This window comes from Lutimonas sp., assembly GCF_051011215.1.
In the GTDB taxonomy this organism is placed as follows: domain Bacteria; phylum Bacteroidota; class Bacteroidia; order Flavobacteriales; family Flavobacteriaceae; genus Lutimonas.
Map to the genome: position 1 here is coordinate 1 of NZ_JBPCUJ010000170.1, position 17,857 is coordinate 17,857.

Below are 17,857 nucleotides of genomic sequence, written 5' to 3' on the forward strand. Positions count from 1 at the left end.
ATCGCAGGAATGAACAGGGCTCAGGCCACCAAGATGTTGCAAGATAAATTAACAGATTATATCAAGGATCCTATTGTGGACATCGAAACGGTCAATTATAGAATTACAGTATTAGGAGAAGTTGCCAGACCAGGTACTTTTACCGCTACCAATGAAAGAATTACGTTGATTGAGGCCCTGTCCTTAGCAGGTGATTTAACCATTTATGGTGAAAGAGAAAACGTCTTGGTAATTCAGGATTACGACGGAAAAAAAACCTATACCCGAGTGAATTTGAAATCGGATGATTTATTTAATTCTCCCGTTTATTATTTATCTCAAAATGACGTGGTATATGTTGAACCTAACAAAACTAGAGCGAAGAATTCTGCCATTGGAGCTCAAACAGGTGTAATTTTATCCTCTTTAGGTCTGTTGATCTCTATGACTGCCTTAGTTGTAACCATCTTAAACTCACAAGACTAATTAATAAAGAAATATAAGATCATATTAAAAAAAGCTCCTGATTCAGGAGCTTTTTTTTGCTTTATAGGATACCACAGTAGTGATTTCTGCAAACTGCTTGAACATTTCCATCACTCCACAATATTTTTCAGCAGAGAGCTGAATGGCTTTTTCTATTTTATCTTTTTTAAGATCTTCGCCGTAAAAGACATATTCAAGTGTCACTTTATTATAAATTTTTGGATGTTTTTCTGTCAGTTCTCCTGAGACATTGATATCCAAATCGTCCACCTCCGCTCGCATTTTCTTTAGCAAGGAAACGATATCCATTCCCGTACAACCAGCCAATGATGTAAGCATCAGTGCTTTGGGTCGTACGCCTTTTCCCTGACCTCCAGATTCTTCTGCAGCATCGATTTTAAAATTTCCTCCAAGGGTGTCTGCGTTAAAAAGCATTTGCCCTTCCCATTGTGTTTTGATTTCTTGTGCCATTATATTTTCAAATTAATTACTAGAACTTTACAAATAAATTTTTATTGGATCCTTATCGAGGAGCTGAGCTCCTGTTCCTTTTTCCCGGGCATATTTTATTTCCCCTTTGCTTATAGACACGCCCGAAGCAATATCCTTACGCAATAATAAGGCGCCGTCCAGATCCACATAGTCAAGTACAGGAATTAGATGCGCTATTGCAGAAATTCCAATAGTGGATTCAGTCATACAGCCAACCATTGCCAGCATTTGTTTTGATTTGGCCTCTGCTATCATTCTTCGGGCAGGAGTCAGTCCTCCACATTTTACAAGTTTGATATTCACACCGTGGAATAAATGATGGCAGGCTTCTACATCACTTTCAATCTGACAGCTTTCATCTGCAATAATAGGTAATACCGAAGCGTCAAATAGTTTTCTTGCGCCATCTATATTGTCTGCTGCCAAGGGTTGCTCCAGAAATTCTACTCCGAGCTTTTTAAGTTCCCTCGCATTATCCAAGGTTTCCTGAACATCCCAGGCTCCGTTGGCATCAATTCTGAAGATGGCATTTGTTTCTTTTCTAAGAGCCCGAATGATGCTAAGATCTTCCTGGGTGCCAAGTTTGATTTTATAAATTGGCCATGGAGTTTCACGCATTTTGGCGAGCATATTTTCTATGGTATCGATTCCAATGGTAAAATTGGTTTGTATATTTTTAGCAATAGTGTAATTCCAGTATTCGTAGAGTTTCAGCCCTTTTTTTTTGGTGTATAAATCATGATATGCGATATCAAGCGCACAAAGAGCAAACATATTCCCTTGCAATAATGGAAATACTTGTTCCCAGAATTGTTCAGGTTTCATATGCTCCAACGATTCAATGCTGTTTTTTACGGCTAATAAAGCGTTTACCATTTCTTCAATGGACTGATTGTAATAGGGATTTTCAGACGCTTCCCCAAAACCAGCATGTACACCATCTTTAAGTTCTACAATCAACACATTTTTAGCATCAAAAGACTGTCGAGATATGGTAAAGGTATGCTGCAGCTTTAATTCATAGGTTCTTAGGATCAATTGCATGGAATGCTTCAGTTTACTGTTTGGATTTTCCTTTTAGAACGATTACAATTTCGCCTTTAGGACTATGTTTGGTATAATAATCTTTTACTTCTTCGATTGTACCCCTTTTTGTTTCCTCATATAGTTTGCTTATTTCTCTGGAGATGGAGACCTCTCGTTGAGCGCCAAAATAGGATTCAAATTGACCGAGTGTTTTTAACAATTTATGAGGAGATTCATAAAAAATGATGGTTCTTGTTTCCTCTGATAAAAACTCAAGTCTGGTTTGCCTTCCTTTTTTAATAGGAAGAAAGCCCTCGAAAACAAATTTATCATTGGGGAATCCACTATTGACCAAAGCAGGTACAAAGGCAGTGGCACCGGGTAAGCAATCAACTGCTATACCGCTTTCAATACAGGCTCTGGTCAACAAAAAACCAGGGTCGGAAATGGCAGGGGTTCCCGCATCTGATATGAGGGCAAATGTTTCACCGTTTTTAATGCGTTCCACTATATGGTCAACTGTTCTATGCTCATTGTGCATATGATGGGAATACATTTGAGTAGAAATTTCAAAATGCTTTAATAATTTTCCCGAAGTCCGTGTGTCTTCTGCTAAAATAACATCAACTTCCTTCAATACTCTTATGGCTCTCAATGTGATGTCTTCAAGATTTCCGATAGGTGTAGGAACAAGATATAATTTTGAGTTAAAGTCCAATGAAATTCGTTTTGTACAAATATAAAGTTAATTGCCAGCATTTGCCATTGTTTAGATCATTTCTCTGAAATTTTAAGCAATATGTGTTCTGCGACATGTATGTTAAAAATTGTTTCAAAAAGGTGGCAACTCTTTAGTATTTGATTAAATTTGCAGCTTGAATAAAATGAAAATTATGTATAGAAGTCATACAAATGGGGAGTTAAGAATAGCAGATGCCGGAGAAGATGTTTGTCTTTCCGGATGGGTTCAGAAAGTAAGAGATAAAGGGTTTATGGTGTGGGTTGATCTGCGAGACCGATATGGAGTGACCCAATTGATCTTTGATGGTGAAAGAACGGATCCTTCAATCGTAGAACAGGCAAGATCCTTAGGTCGAGAGTTTGTTATTCAAATCAAAGGAAAGGTGATTGAAAGAGAGGCTAAGAATGATCAGATGCCGACGGGAGACATAGAAATTCTGGTTACTGAACTGAGCATATTGAATTCAGCAAAAACACCACCATTTACTATTGAGGATGAGACTGATGGGGGAGACGAACTAAGAATGAAATACAGGTATCTTGATATTAGAAGGAACCCGGTGAGAGAAAATTTAATTTTTCGTTCCAAGGTGACCATGGAAGTGAGAAAATATCTTTCTGATCAAGGCTTTATTGATGTTGAAACACCTTACCTGATCAAATCCACACCGGAAGGGGCCAGAGATTTTGTAGTTCCTTCCAGAATGAATGAAGGTCAGTTTTATGCCTTGCCTCAATCACCTCAAACGTTTAAACAACTTTTAATGGTAGGAGGTCTTGATAAATACTTTCAGATTGTAAAGTGTTTTAGAGATGAAGATTTACGTGCCGACAGACAACCTGAATTTACACAGATTGATTGTGAGATGGCCTTTGTAGAACAGGAAGATATACTCCATACTTTTGAAGGTCTGGTAAAATATTTATTGCTTGAAACCAAAGGGGTAGAGATTAAGGAATTCCCAAGAATGAGCTATGATGAGGCCATAAAAACCTACGGGAATGACAAGCCTGATATCAGGTTCGATATGAAATTTGGAGAACTTAATGATTTAGCAAAAAACAAGGGATTCGGGGTATTTGATGCACAGGAATTAATTGTTGGAATTGCGGTTCCGGGCTGTGCAGGATATTCGAGAAAACAACTGGATAAGATCATTGATTTTGTGAGGAAACCTCAGATTGGTGCGAATGGATTGATTTGGGTTAAATGCAATGAAGACGGCAGCTATAAATCATCTGTCGATAAGTTTTTTGATCAGGAACAGTTGGCTACCTGGGCACAGAGATTGAGTGCCGATAAAGGCGATTTGTTATTAGTAATGGCTGGTCCAACGGATAAGGTAAGAAGCCAATTGAGCAGCCTTAGAATGGAGATGGCAGAGAACCTGGGATTGAGAAAGTCAGATGAATTTGCACCGCTTTGGGTGTTGGATTTTCCTTTACTGGAATGGGATGACGAAAGTGAACGTTACCATGCGATGCACCATCCATTTACTTCTCCAAAACCGGAAGACATGCATTTATTGGATACGGATCCAGGGAAAGTCAGGGCCAATGCCTACGACATGGTGTTGAATGGAAATGAAATAGGTGGAGGTTCTATCAGAATTTTTGATAAGGAAACCCAGGCAAGAATGTTTGATCTATTGGGCTTTACCAAAGAAGAAGCTATCGATCAGTTCGGGTTTTTGATGAATGCCTTTGAATATGGAGCACCTCCCCATGGAGGGCTGGCATTTGGACTAGACAGATTAGTATCTATTTTAGGAGGTCAGGAAACGATTCGCGATTTTATTGCCTTTCCAAAAAACAATTCCGGAAGAGATGTGATGATAGATGCGCCTTCAAAAATCGATGAGGAACAACTCAAGGAGTTACAACTTAAAATTGATATTCGTTCATAAAATAAAAAAATCCGAAATACTCATTTCGGATTTTTTTATGGATAACGATTAATTACTACATTTAGGCTTTATTTCACGATCTATTTATTCATAATTCATGCCCAAGATAAAAAAGCTGAGAAAGAAGTTCTTTAAGTGGCGCTATAAGCATATCACGAACCAGCAGTTTATTTATTCTTTGAGTATTCTTGTAGGTTTTTTGGCTGGTTTGGGAACCGTTGTTATCAAGAACCTTACGCATTTTATTCAGGTCGTGTTACAGGATAAAATGATTGTAGATTACCATCACACTCTTTATTTTATTTTTCCATTGATAGGGTTGTTTCTGGTCTTTCTTATTCAGAAGTATGTGGTGCGAAAAAAAATAGGTCACGCTATTCCATCCACGCTTTTTTCTCTTTCCAAAAGAAAGGGGTTGATCGAACGTTATAAAATGTATGCTTCTTTAATAACGGCCCCGCTAACTGTTGGTTTTGGTGGATCCGTGGGTTTACAGGGACCCTCTATAAATACCGGAGCGGCCATCGCATCTAATATTGCTCAGTTTTTCCATACCAACGCGAGAAATAGAACCTTATTAATTGGTTGTGCTACAGCAGGAGCTCTGGCTTCGATGTTTAAGGCTCCGATAACGGCTATTATTTTTGCGATAGAGATTTTTAGTCTGGATCTGGCTTTTGCTTCCATGATTCCGTTATTGCTGGCTTCTGTATCTGCTGTAATTACTTCTTATTTATTTTTGGGATCAGAATTGCTGTTCAGATTTGAAATTCAAGATAAGTTTTCGATCAACGATATTTTATTTTATGTGGTTCTTGGAATAGGTTCGGCTGTGGCCTCTGTATATTTTTCTAAAATGTACTTTTGGATTACTGGTTTATTTGAGAAAATAGAAAGTCAGGTGAATAGGATGCTGATTGGTGGTGTTATCATTGGCATACTATTATTTTTTATTCCCCCTCTATATGGTGAAGGATTTGATCTGATCAACAACCTGCTGGCGGGAAACCATTGGAAGGCCATTGGCGATATTCCTTTTTTGCATTCCTTTGAAGAAAATATTTGGCTCGTAATCGTTTTGCTGATAGGGATTACGGTGTTTAAAGCTGTTGCCATGACAGTTACATTTTCCGCGGGTGGAGTAGGAGGAATTTTTATCCCCACTCTTGTGATGGGAAGCGCCTTAGGAAATGTATATGCCAAAGTGGTCAATAATTTAGGCTGGGATCTTAGTATTTCTGAATCAAACTTTACATTAATTGGTATGACGGGTTTGATGGCAGGAGTATTGCACGCTCCGCTGACCGCTATATTCTTGATTGCTGAAATTACCGGAGGCTATGAATTGTTTGTACCATTAATGATCGTCTCAGCGATTTCTTTTTCCATGACAAGATATTATGTGTCAAATTCCATTTATACCATGGAACTGGCAAAAAAAGGAGAATTATTGACTCATGATAGGGATAAGAATGTGCTCATGATGATGCAAAAAGGAAAGATCATTGAAAGAGATTTTGTCGTCATTAAACCGGGCTATAATTTGGGCGAAATGCTCAATAAAGCCGTTACAAAATCTAAAAGGAATTTATTCCCTGTGGTGAATGATGAGAATGAGTTTCTGGGTATCCTTTTATTGGACGATATCCGCGGTATCATGTTCGATCAAAGTATGTATGATAAAGTGTATGTGGAAGAGATGATGCACAATGCACCAGACGTTATTTTTTATGAAAAAGACGATATGGAAGTAATCATGAAAAAGTTCAAAGAAACCGGCGCATGGAATTTACCCGTTGTAAAAAATAATAAATACCATGGTTTTATTTCAAAGTCCAAGTTACTGACAGCCTATAGAAGACAGCTTATTGAGGCGACTCCTTAAGATATTGAACTGTGATATCGGGGAAATCCGTAAACCCACCATCGAGATTGATATCATAGAATCCAAATTGTAACAGATCTTCGTAGGATTCGAAATTAGGATGTTCATCTTTTCTAAATGTATAGGCATGCACCTTTAAGCCAAGTTCATGTGCCTTGTCGACTATTTTATTTCCTTCTTTTTTGCCTGTGCCAGCCAATATGAGTTGTTGAATCGAGGGCCCAATTGCGTTCGCATAGACGGCATAATTATCCAGATCTTCTGCACCGGCAGGAAATTCCATTAATTGAGTTAAAAAGAGTTCAGAAGACAGGTCTTTTCTGATACGCTGTAATTCTGTCGGGTCAAAGCACTGAAGTATGCATAGGTCCTCTTGATCGGTATACCCATAATCGCTTAGAATTTGTAATACAATTTTTGAGATGTCTTTCCCTTCGTTTCTATGAAATGAAGGAGCCTTTATCTCAGGATAAATTCCAATAGTTTTCCCCGAGCTTTTGTTTAGTCCCTGGATCATTTCTATTTCATCTTGAAATCGGTGTAATTTAAACGTAGATTGATTGTACGGGAATCGATCAGGAAAAACAGGTTTTTTGGTTTTGTGATCAAATCGTTCGAAAACAGAAAGCGTTTTGATTTGTTCATAGGTAAAATCAATTACATAGTACCGGCCATCTGATCTTGACATGTCCGGAAATAACTCCTGCACATTGGTAACCTCATCCAAATAAATATCGTGAATTACGATGGGGATACCATCTTTGCTCAGTACTAAATCTTGTTCAATAAAATGAGCATTCATTCCATAGGCCATGGCTTTAGACTCCATGGTATGTTCCGGAAGATATCCTGAAGCTCCACGGTGAGCGATAACGATTTTATCTGAAACTTTTTCCAAAGGCATTTGGCACGAGAATAAAAATGATAGAAGAAGTATTGAAAATGGTTTGAACAAATTTATCGATTCTTAATTTACCTTAAAGATAAGACATTTTGTATTTTAGCCGGAAAATAAATCCTTAGATGAAAATCATATTGAGAATAATTTTGTTGGCTGTGCTTGGCTTGATTGGCTATGGATATTATATGAATTTGGAAGAAGCCGGTAATGGCGAGAAGTTTATAGGTTTTGGAGTTTTGTTATTTGCCTTTATTCTCATGCCTCTTTTTATCTACTATCGTTATAGGAATAAGGATCTTAGAAATTATTCCCTGAAGGATTTTGCCAATCCGCCAGATAAGAAAAAGGAAGACTAGTTAAGATTCCTTTTTTCAATAAAAAAACGACTAATAATTTCACTGCATTCTTTTTCCATCACGCCACCAATAACAGTCGTTTTTGGATGGATCACGGTCTTATGTCTTTGAAAGCCTCTTTGGGGATCATAGGCTCCAAATATTATTTGATCAATTTGTGTCCAATAACTGGCCCCGGCACACATTTGACATGGTTCCATGGTCACATAAAGAATGCATTTTTTCAGATACTTTCCTCCCAAATAATCAGCTGCTGCCGTAAAAGCCTGCATTTCGGCATGAGCTGTGACATCATTCAGAGTTTCAGTTAGATTATGAGCCCGGGCAATTATTTTATCTCCGATTACAATCACAGCGCCAATCGGAACTTCATTTTTGTCAAAAGCTTTTTCGGCTTCAATGAAAGCCTTTCTCATAAAATACTCATGTGTAAACGGACTTTCCATGCTTAAAAATTAGTTTTAATGGCTTTAAAACCCTCATCAAACTCATCAAGAATTTTTTGCATCACCTCTGGATCTTTATTGGTATAAAAGCGTCTTTTGATTTCAGTGGCATCCAGATTTATCAGGTTTTCCTGTTCGAGAATTACCTTGGTTTGTCGGGCGATGGCCTCTCCGGAATCGAGAATTCGAACCTTATTACCCACAATTTCCTGAATCTGATCTGTTAAAAAGGGATAATGAGTGCAGCCTAAAACTAGATGATCAATATCTTTTTCCAACATGGGCAGAATATGTTTTTTTAAAAGAGAAGTCATTTCTTCAGAGTGCATTTTACCGGATTCAATCAATGTGACCAGTCCAACACCAACTCTTTCCACAACGTCCACCCCTTGTGCAAATCGCTGAGAAGTCTCATAAAGCAATTCGCTTTTTAAGGTGCTTTTAGTGGCGAGAATTCCAACTACTTTGGTCTTTGAATTCAATGCTGCTGGTTTGATGGCGGGTTGTACCCGAATAAAAGGAATGTTATAATGTTCTCGCAAATATTTAACGGCATTGGTTGAAGCTGTATTACAGGCAACAACAATTAATTTACAGCCATGGGAAAGTAAAAATTCGGTATTCTTAACACTGATATTAATTATTTCTTGCTTGGATTTTTCACCGTAGGGAGCATTCTTGCTATCCGCCAGATAAATAATGTTTTCATCAGGAAGGAGTCTGTGGATCTCTTCATAAATGGTCAATCCTCCTACTCCGGAGTCAAAAATTCCAATGGGGCTATTGCGCATAAAATATATGAAACTTATTATTTTGGCTCCACCAAAGATAATTGTAGTTTTGTATTCGTGGCGAAAAAATATTTAGAAAATATCAACAATTCATGCGATTTAAAGAAATTGTCACAGAAGGAGCTTGGGCTGTTAGCCCAAGAATTGAGAGACTTTATCATCGAGGTAGTATCGGTTAAAAAAGGCCATTTAGGGGCCAGTTTGGGTGTTGTTGAACTCACTATAGCCATTCATTATGTTTTTGATACTCCGAAAGATCTTTTGGTCTGGGATGTAGGTCATCAGGCCTATCCTCACAAGATCCTGACCGGAAGACGAGAAATGTTTCATACGAATCGTGAGTTTGGAGGAATTTCGGGTTTTCCTAAATTAGGCGAAAGTGAGTATGATACTTTTGGAACCGGACATTCATCCACTTCGATTTCTGCTACCTTAGGGATGTCAATTGCTTCCAGACTTAATGGAGAAATTGATCGGCAGCATATAGCTGTAATAGGTGATGCCAGTATCGCCAGTGGTATGGCATTTGAAGGATTGAATCATGCCGGTGTTTCGGATTCTAATATCCTGATCATTTTGAATGACAATGAAATGGGTATAGACCCCAATGTAGGGGCCCTAAAAAACTACCTAACCTCGGTGAAGAATGGGATGGATGCCCATCAGAAAAATTTATTTGAAGACCTTGACTTGTCATATTCAGGTCCCATTGATGGTCATAATATCGATGCACTGTTAGAAGAATTATCCAGGCTTAAAACTGTTTCGGGTCCAAAAATTCTTCATGTAATCACTAAAAAAGGAAAAGGCTTACCTACCGCAGAGAAGGATCAGGTAACCTATCATGCTCCGGGTCTTTTTGATAAAATATCGGGAGAACTTCTGAGTGAGAATGTAGCGGATTTACCCTTAAAATATCAAGATGTTTTTGGTTTAACGTTGGTAGAACTGGCAGAGCGAAACAAGAAAATTGTTGGGATTACACCAGCGATGCCTACAGGTTCTTCTTTAAAGTATATGATTGAAGCTTTTCCAGAAAGGGCTTTTGATGTAGGTATAGCGGAACAACATGCAGTAACATTGGCTGCAGGGCTGGCGACGCAAGGAATGCTTCCTTTCTGTGCCATTTATTCAACCTTCCTTCAAAGGGCTTACGACCAGATAATTCACGATGTTGCCTTACAAAACCTGCCTGTTGTTTTTTGTGTAGATCGGGCGGGACTCGTAGGAGAAGACGGACCAACACATCACGGCGTCTTCGACATCTCTTTTTTACGTTGCATACCTAATATGGCCATTTTCTCACCGATGGATGAAATCGAACTTAGAAATATTCTCTATTCGGTACAGCGGGATTTATCAGGTCCAATAGCGATTAGATATCCGAGGGGAAGAGGTAGTAAGGTGGATTGGAAAAAGGACTTTCAAAGAATAGAAATGGGTCAGGGCAGATGCCTTAAAAAAGGAAATAAAATAGCTGTTTTAACCCTGGGTCCCATTGGAGAAGAGGTATATGAACTCTTACAGGAAGAACAATTTAGAGGAATTGGTCATTATGATATGAGATTTGCCAAACCTCTTGATACAAGTCTTTTACAAGAAATATATTCGCAATATAAACACATTGTTACAGTGGAGGATGGGGCCATTAACGGCGGTTTCGGAGAGGCTGTTTTGGCACACCTGAATAAACAAAATAGAAAGAGTCTTGAGCTTAGAATTTTAGGAGTACCCGATAGCTTTGTTGAACACGGTAGTTTACCTCAATTAAAATCTAAGATTGGTTTAGATAAAAAAAGCCTACAAATGGTTTTAGAAGATATAATGAATAATAAAAATTATTAAATTCGCCATTCCATTGCCCCTGAATGTCAAGAGTTATTAAAATAGTTTTTATGTTGTTGATTGCTTCAACGGTTAAGGCTCAGGTGAAAGATTCTGTAAGTCTTAAAACGGCAATTGATACCATGTCTGTCGTACAAAGTATCGATAGCACCTATTTGATGCCCAATGAATATCCCGCGAATGATGCTATTTTGGATAGTTTAACGATTCAATCTGAAGTTAAACCTGAGATGCTATCGGTAGAAAGAGCCCTGCTTGATTCTTTGTTAAGTCCATATTATTATATTGAAATTGATTCCACGGGAAAGAATCCTTATGGAAGAGAGGTAATCATTACGCCCAAGTACAGAATGGTAATAGATGAATATACTCTAGACACCACATATGTTCCGATTCCTAAGAAAATAGACTATTTTTCAAAAAGAAAAACCTACGGGATCGATACCATTGGTTTTTCAAATGCTATTGAGCTTGTCAGTATAAAAAGAACCAAGAAAGCCAAGGAGCCAGTTTGGTGGAAGCATAAGAACAGTATCGGGTTTGATTTGAATGAGGTGGCTTTTGTCAACTGGAATGCCGGGGGTGTAAATTCTGTTTCCGGATTGTTTAAAGTTGAATTCGCCAGGTTATATGAAAAGCTCTATACGATCTGGAATAATGAGGTGTCAGCCAGGTACGGGCTCAACAATCAGCAAAATACAGGATTGATCAAAACAGATGATGAGATCAGAGTAGCTTCATCTTTTGGCTATCGAAAGGATACCATTTCCAACTGGTATTTTACCGCCCAGATCAGTTTTAGAACACAATTTACAGATGGTTATAGCAATCCGGAGGATGAGGATCCGATATCCAGGTTTTTTGCTCCGGCCTATTTTCATTTAGGAGTCGGAGGCAGGTACAATTTACCAGAGCAACTATTCTCCATATACATGTCTCCCTTAACACTTAAATCAACCTATGTCTTGGATGAAAAATTGTCAAATGAAGGAGCTTTTGGTGTTACGCCTGGTGAACGATCAAGGCATGAATTAGGGATATTGATTCAGACCAAATGGGAGAAGGAGATCTTTAAAAATGTGGCGATGGTCAATAATCTGGATTTATATTCTGATTATATCAATGAATTTGGAAATATTGATGTCGATTGGATATTGAGTTTTCAATTCAAAATCAACAAACTATTTCAGGCCAGCTTCAGGAGTCATGTGATTTACGATGACGATATAAAGACCAAAGAGACCAACGAAGACGGAGAAGTCATTACCTCAGGTGCCAGGGTTCAATTGAAACAACAGTTGGGGATTGGAATTATTTATAATTTTTAAGGAAGGCTTTAATTTAGATCAATTCCCTTGATTTTTTTATGCAACAAGATGGCATAGCTATCAGAAAAGTTAGCGACCAGATTGCAAATACCTAAAATTCTTTTATAAAGATCTTCGTGCGTTTGCTTATACCTGTCCGGTAAGAGCATTAAAACGAGCTTATCATAGTTTGAGAGTGTACCATCATGTTTATTATTTACGGCCCTTAGAAACACCTCAAGCAGATCTGCCAAGACCTGGTACCCAGCAATTTCTTTTTCAACAACCTCTTTACTCTGGTATATTTTTTCAACACTTAGTTTTAAAATGTCGTCAATTTGAGCCTCATATTTACATTTTTCCAGCAAGGAATTATGAAATTCACCTCTTAATATTTGTTCTTCGTTTTCAATGAAAATACGCGCAGCCTCCTGAATCAAATTTCCAATGGCCAATGCCCTTAAATAACTGATTCTATCCTGGGTATTTTGTAATGAATTGTATTTTTTTGTGTTGATGGTGTCTCGTACCAAGTTTATAAGGTATTCCAAGGCATAATCTTCAGAAATCAAGCCCAGATTTATGCCGTCCTCAAAATCAATAATTGTGTAGCAAATATCGTCTGCAGCTTCCACGATAAAGGCTAAAGGATGTCTGCAATAAGAACTGTTTGAAGCATCTCCAGTAGCTTTCAAACCTAATTCAGCAGCCAGTTCCTGAAAGAAAGGAAGTTCGGATTGGAAGATACCATACTTTTTATCAGCGATATGCCGGGTGGGTTTTTTAGGTAATGATTCTTTGGGATATTTGATAAATGCGCCTAAGGTTGCATACGACAATCTTAAACCACCCTGAATATTATTGAGGGTTTCACATAAAATTTTAAAGCCATTGGCATTCCCTTCAAAATCGATTAGGTCCTGCCATTGTTTGGGATTCAGTTGAGATTTAAACTGTTGCCCTTTGCCGGAAATAAAAAACTCACCGATTGATTTTTCACCACTATGACCAAAGGGCGGGTTTCCAATATCGTGAGACAAGGCAGCAGCTGCAACTATAGCTCCAAAATCATTGGATCGGTAGCCTTTTTCTTTTAATTCTGGATATTTTTCGAGGATATAGGTACCGACCATACGGCCCAGAGATCTCGCTACAACAGAAACTTCCAGACTATGTGTAAGCCGTGTGTGAACAAAATCTGTTTTCGATAGAGGGACTACCTGGGTTTTATCCTGAAGACTTCTAAAGGAATCGGAAAATATGATTCTGTCAAAATCAACTTCAAAACCCAAACGGGCTTCATCCTGGTCAATTCTTTTTCTATCAGCCTGATCACCAAACCTTTTTAAGGAGAGAAGTTTTTCCCAATTCATGGTACATATTTTAGACGGGGAAGATACATTATTTTGAATATTTTTAGAATGAATTCAGAGCAAAAAAAGGAGTCTCAATTTCGATCAAACTGAAAAAATGATAAAGGATTTTAACAATGTCGCGATATATTGAGAATTGTATTGATTTCTGTTTTATATTTAAAGTCTAATTAGACCTTAGAAAATAATGGAGAATATTTACTTTTTAATGATCATGGCTTTAATTGTTTTAGCCGTGGCAGATTTAGTAGTTGGCGTTAGTAATGATGCTGTAAATTTTTTGAATTCAGCACTGGGCTCCAAAGCAGTTTCTTTTAGAACGATAATGATTGTCGCCAGTCTCGGGATCGCATTCGGTGCGATTTTTTCGAGCGGAATGATGGAGGTGGCCCGGAAAGGAATATTTGTACCCGGAGAATTTTATTTTAATGAAATCATGATCATTTTTCTCGCGGTCATGATAACTGATATCCTTTTACTGGACTTTTTTAATACGCTGGGGATGCCTACTTCAACAACGGTTTCGATTGTTTTTGAATTGTTGGGAGCAGCTGTGGCAATGGCCTTAATAAAAATAGGTGCAGACAATGGGTCCATTGGCGATGTCTTGAATTATATCAATACACAGAAAGCAACAGAAATTATTTTAGGAATCTTGCTGTCCGTGGTTGTGGCTTTTTCAGTGGGAGCCTTGGTTCAATATGTTTCGAGGGTCTTACTTTCATTTGATTTTGAGCAAAAAGCAAAATGGGTTGGCGCCGTATTTGGTGGTTTCGCACTTGCAGCCATTACCTATTTTATATTTATTAAAGGCCTGAAGGGTACAGATTATTATGCAAGTATAAAGCCAATGATTGAAGGTAAAACCTTGATTATTGTGACGATAAGTTTTATTGTTTGGAGTTTACTTTCCTATATTTCAATCGTGGTTTTTAAGGTGAATATTTACAAATTGATCATCATAATAGGAACTTTTGCCCTTGCACTTGCTTTCGCTGGGAATGATCTTGTTAATTTTATCGGAGTGCCTATTGCTGCCTGGCAATCATATGAAGCATGGGTGGTTTCTGGGGTTCCGGCCACTGAATTCAGTATGGATGTACTGAGTAAGAAAGTACCCACACCGACCTTATTCCTGGTAGGAGCCGGTCTGATCATGGTGCTTACACTATGGCTGTCCAGTAAGGCAAAGAACGTTGTAAAAACTTCTATTGATCTGTCAAGTCAGGAAGATACAAAAGAAAGATTCGAACCACATTGGTTGTCACGAAATCTGGTGAAATTGACCATAAATATTTCAGACTATACCAATACGGTGATTCCTCGACCTGTTTTAAATAAGATCGAAAAACAGTTTAAAAAACCTGTGATTAAGTTATCGAAGGATAAAAGTCATGAACTACCTGCTTTTGATATGGTAAGAGCAGCTGTAAACCTGATGGTGGCAAGTGTGTTGATTTCAATTGCTACGTCTATGAAATTACCTTTGTCTACAACCTACGTGACTTTTATGGTGGCTATGGGAACCTCTTTGGCAGACAGGGCCTGGGGTAGCGAAAGTGCCGTTTACCGTGTTGCAGGAGTGTTAAATGTGATCGGGGGCTGGTTTTTCACAGCCATTAGTGCATTTGTGGCGGCAGGAACCGTAGCTTATTTAATTCATCTGGGAGGAGCTACCATGATCGCCGTCTTATTGCTGTTAGCAGTTTTACTGTTGTCCAGGAATTATATCAAACACGTTCGAAAGTCTCGAGAAATCAGAACTGAAGACACCTTAAACAAAGCAGAGAGTGGTTCAATTCATGGGGTCATAGAAGAAAGTGCCGATAATATTTCAAAAGCGTTAAAACGGGTTGGAAAAATAAACTCCACCACTATCAATGGTCTTATCAATCAAGATATAGATAAATTAAAAAAGGCGAAAAACACGGTTATAAAACTCGAGAATGAGGTTGAAGATTTACAGAATGACATCTTTTATTTTATAAAGGATTTGGATGATTCTTATTTGGGAGCGAGCAAGTTTTATATCGATATTATTGGAAGTTTACAGGATGTGGCCCAGTCTTCCAGTCTCATCGCCAAGGTAAGTCACAAGCATGTGAACAACCATCATAAAAAACTTAAAAAGAAACAAACAGAAGAGTTGATAGATATCAACGATAAGTTGTTAGCATTGTTCAAGCGGATCAGCGAAGTATTTGACTCAAGAACCTTTGACAGAATTGTACCGGATATTATAGATTCTAAAAAAGAACTGTTAGAGGAGGTGAAGGAATCTATTAAAAAACAAGTAGAGAGAACGAGAGAAAGTGACTCAACGAGTCCGAAGAACACAACCTTGTACTTTATTATTTTGCTGGAAACGAAAGATTTGATTCAGGCATGTATGAATATACTGAACCTCTATTACGAGGAACATGACAATCAATCTGCCGAATAGATATTAAAAGGATCGTTCATTTAAAAAAGCTAGGCCGGTTCGAGAATACTGTCTTTTTCAGTATATAACAACTGGCCAACTTCAATTAGTTTTTTAATCATATCATTCACATTGTCATGATCATTCACGACGGATGATGCCATGTTGGTTGTAATTAGGTTTTTACGGATGAGGCTGTTGATTTGGTTACTGCCACGTTTGGAACGTTCTTTGGCCTTTTTCTTCATATGAACCAGTTCCTGATAGTTAATTTCGTTATTTTCGTCTATTTTGAAGTTGTAAATAGCTCTGAAAACTTTCACTATCTGTCTTCTGAAGCCATTGTACTCCTTTTTGATGTACTTATTGTCTGAGGTGGTAAATTTGGTCACATTTCTCCTCAGTTCTTTGACGTCTCTTATGACCTCGACCATTTTCCGATTGGCAATTTTTATTTCCGAAATTCTCTTGTTTTGATCTGGATTTAATTCCAATTCGGTTTGTGCTCTGGTGGCAAATTCAAGAATTTTGCCGTAGATGGTTTTTACCTTGTTCGTATAGAGATCCCGAACATTTATATCGATCTCTTCAGTTGACTTTTTTACTAAAACCTTTGGTTTAATGTTTGACGATATATCAGCCCTGTGCATGTTTAAAGCATGCGTAACAATTTCATATGTAGCGTTTTCAAACAGGTATTTTGTTTCTTTTTCTAAGGATGAAATGGCAGTTCCTGCAAATTCTAATGCAGCATCATTTAGAAACTTGGGTTCGTCAATGTCCTTAACTCGATGGTCCTTGACAAAACGCATCAGGAATTGCTCAAGTTTGTTGATCAATGGAATCATAATTAAGACGCCCAGTACATTAAAAATTGTGTGAAACAAGGCTAATTTGAGGGTATAATCATCAGCTGCGATACCGAAGCTCAAAGAAAGTTTGTTTACCAGGCGTGCCAATGGATATATAAAAGCCAGTGCAACCAGGCCAGTTACCAGATTGAAAATCAGGTGAGCCAATGCCAGTCTTTTACCTGCAATGTTCGAACCTACAGAACCAATCAAGGCCGTTATTGTTGTTCCTACATTGGTGCCGATGGCCATAGCCAAAGCATTTTCATACTCGATCTGACCCACAGATAAAGCGGTTAATATGAGTGCCAGAGAGGCACTGCTGGACTGAAGAATTGTAGTAATAAAGATGCCGATTCCAGTGTAGATGATTACCCCTAAATATCCGGGTACTGCGTAGACAGTCAAATTAAAGTCTTGACTAAATACATCAAAGCCATCTTTCATAAAATGAATCCCAAGAAAAAAGAACCCTAAACCAGTTAGGATATTTCCGATTCCTTTAAACGTCGTGCTTTTTTGAAATGAAAAGATGATTCCAAAGATGAGCATAGGCATGGATAAAATGGAGATTTTAATCTTTAGCCCAAATCCTGCAACAAGCCAGGCAGTTGCGGTAGTACCGATATTGGCTCCAAAAATAAGACCAATCCCTCCAGCCAATGAAATCAGCCCGGCACTAATAAACGAAATGGTGATCACAGAAACCAGGGAACTTGACTGGATAACAGCGGTGACCAAGGCACCTAGAGAAATGCTTTTATAAAGTTTATCAGTGGCTTTTCGCAGAATGGATTTTAAGGGGCCTTTTGTGAAGGTTTTAAAACCTTCCTCTAAAGTAATCATCCCAAATAATAAGATTGAAACACCAGCGGCTATAGTCTTAAAATTAGGATTAAAAACAAGGACAACAGCGAGGATAATCAGAACGATCAGGAAGATCCATCTTTTGATCATATCAATTGAATTACTGTTATAAACTTACTAATTAACAAGTTAAATAACAACGATGTCGTTAAATTAATTAACCAATTTGTTATGATTCCTTA

15 protein-coding genes are annotated in these 17,857 nt (G+C 38.0%); 7 read left to right on the forward strand and 8 right to left on the reverse strand.

The annotated features are described in order from the left end of the window. On the forward strand, positions 1–465 hold a 465-nt coding region (locus ACR2MV_RS15930; RefSeq protein WP_434023224.1), incomplete at its 5' end, for a polysaccharide biosynthesis/export family protein. A gap of 42 nt (positions 466–507) precedes the next feature. On the opposite strand, the gene ACR2MV_RS15935 is transcribed toward ACR2MV_RS15930, so the two are convergent. Genes ACR2MV_RS15935 through rsmI form a run of 3 tightly spaced genes read right to left on the reverse strand, consistent with a single transcriptional unit; the run spans position 508 to position 2,701 of the window. Next, positions 508–936 carry an OsmC family protein gene (locus ACR2MV_RS15935; protein ID WP_434023226.1) on the reverse strand — a complete coding sequence of 143 codons (429 nt, stop codon included), beginning with the start codon at positions 934–936 and terminating at the stop codon, positions 508–510. A gap of 27 nt (positions 937–963) precedes the next feature. Next, a complete protein-coding gene (locus tag ACR2MV_RS15940; protein WP_434023227.1) occupies positions 964–2,001 on the reverse strand; it encodes a dipeptide epimerase in 1,038 nt (345 codons plus the stop codon). A 13-nt stretch (positions 2,002–2,014) separates the two neighbouring features. Next, entirely contained in the window at positions 2,015–2,701 is a 687-nt protein-coding gene (rsmI, locus tag ACR2MV_RS15945; RefSeq protein ID WP_434023228.1) for a 16S rRNA (cytidine(1402)-2'-O)-methyltransferase, read from the reverse strand. A gap of 175 nt (positions 2,702–2,876) precedes the next feature. Here rsmI and aspS point away from each other — a divergent pair, with 175 nt between their 5' ends. Next, on the forward strand, positions 2,877–4,631 hold the full coding sequence (gene aspS / locus ACR2MV_RS15950; RefSeq protein WP_434023230.1) for an aspartate--tRNA ligase: 1,755 nt from the start codon (positions 2,877–2,879) through the stop codon (positions 4,629–4,631). Between the two features lie 97 nt (positions 4,632–4,728). Beyond that, on the forward strand, positions 4,729–6,516 hold the full coding sequence (locus ACR2MV_RS15955) for a chloride channel protein (protein WP_434023231.1): 1,788 nt from the start codon (positions 4,729–4,731) through the stop codon (positions 6,514–6,516). On the opposite strand, the gene glpQ is transcribed toward ACR2MV_RS15955, so the two are convergent. After that, positions 6,497–7,471: a glycerophosphodiester phosphodiesterase gene (gene glpQ, locus ACR2MV_RS15960; RefSeq protein WP_434023232.1), complete on the reverse strand. Its 975-nt coding sequence runs from the start codon at positions 7,469–7,471 to the stop codon at positions 6,497–6,499. The genes ACR2MV_RS15955 and glpQ overlap by 20 nt on opposite strands. A gap of 68 nt (positions 7,472–7,539) precedes the next feature. On the opposite strand from glpQ, the gene ACR2MV_RS15965 reads away from it, so the two are divergent. After that, positions 7,540–7,773: a hypothetical protein gene (locus ACR2MV_RS15965; protein WP_434023234.1), complete on the forward strand. Its 234-nt coding sequence runs from the start codon at positions 7,540–7,542 to the stop codon at positions 7,771–7,773. Here the strand turns inward: ACR2MV_RS15965 and ACR2MV_RS15970 are convergent. Next, complete coding sequence (locus ACR2MV_RS15970; protein WP_434023236.1) at positions 7,770–8,219, reverse strand: nucleoside deaminase; 450 nt, start codon at positions 8,217–8,219, stop codon at positions 7,770–7,772. The two genes, ACR2MV_RS15965 and ACR2MV_RS15970, sit on opposite strands and share 4 nt — an antisense overlap. Before the next feature lie 2 nt (positions 8,220–8,221). Beyond that, complete coding sequence (gene murI / locus ACR2MV_RS15975) at positions 8,222–9,010, reverse strand: glutamate racemase (RefSeq protein ID WP_434023238.1); 789 nt, start codon at positions 9,008–9,010, stop codon at positions 8,222–8,224. A 57-nt stretch (positions 9,011–9,067) separates the two neighbouring features. Here murI and ACR2MV_RS15980 point away from each other — a divergent pair, with 57 nt between their 5' ends. Continuing rightward, positions 9,068–10,855 (forward strand): 1-deoxy-D-xylulose-5-phosphate synthase, encoded by a 1,788-nt coding sequence (locus ACR2MV_RS15980; RefSeq protein ID WP_434023240.1) that lies wholly within the window; start codon positions 9,068–9,070, stop codon positions 10,853–10,855. Positions 10,856–10,905: 50 nt separating this feature from the next. Next, positions 10,906–12,183 carry a DUF3078 domain-containing protein gene (locus tag ACR2MV_RS15985; protein WP_434023241.1) on the forward strand — a complete coding sequence of 426 codons (1,278 nt, stop codon included), beginning with the start codon at positions 10,906–10,908 and terminating at the stop codon, positions 12,181–12,183. A gap of 8 nt (positions 12,184–12,191) precedes the next feature. Here the strand turns inward: ACR2MV_RS15985 and ACR2MV_RS15990 are convergent, their stop codons facing one another. Further along, positions 12,192–13,535 carry a deoxyguanosinetriphosphate triphosphohydrolase gene (locus tag ACR2MV_RS15990; RefSeq protein ID WP_434023243.1) on the reverse strand — a complete coding sequence of 448 codons (1,344 nt, stop codon included), beginning with the start codon at positions 13,533–13,535 and terminating at the stop codon, positions 12,192–12,194. Positions 13,536–13,722: 187 nt separating this feature from the next. Here ACR2MV_RS15990 and ACR2MV_RS15995 point away from each other — a divergent pair, with 187 nt between their 5' ends. After that, positions 13,723–15,978, forward strand: coding sequence for an anion permease (locus tag ACR2MV_RS15995; RefSeq protein WP_434023244.1), 2,256 nt, complete (start codon positions 13,723–13,725; stop codon positions 15,976–15,978). A 29-nt stretch (positions 15,979–16,007) separates the two neighbouring features. Here the strand turns inward: ACR2MV_RS15995 and ACR2MV_RS16000 are convergent, their stop codons facing one another. Then, the gene (locus ACR2MV_RS16000) at positions 16,008–17,765 is read right to left on the reverse strand and encodes a Na/Pi cotransporter family protein (protein ID WP_434023246.1); all 1,758 of its coding nucleotides are present in this window, start codon (positions 17,763–17,765) and stop codon (positions 16,008–16,010) included. Positions 17,766–17,857 lie beyond the last annotated feature (92 nt).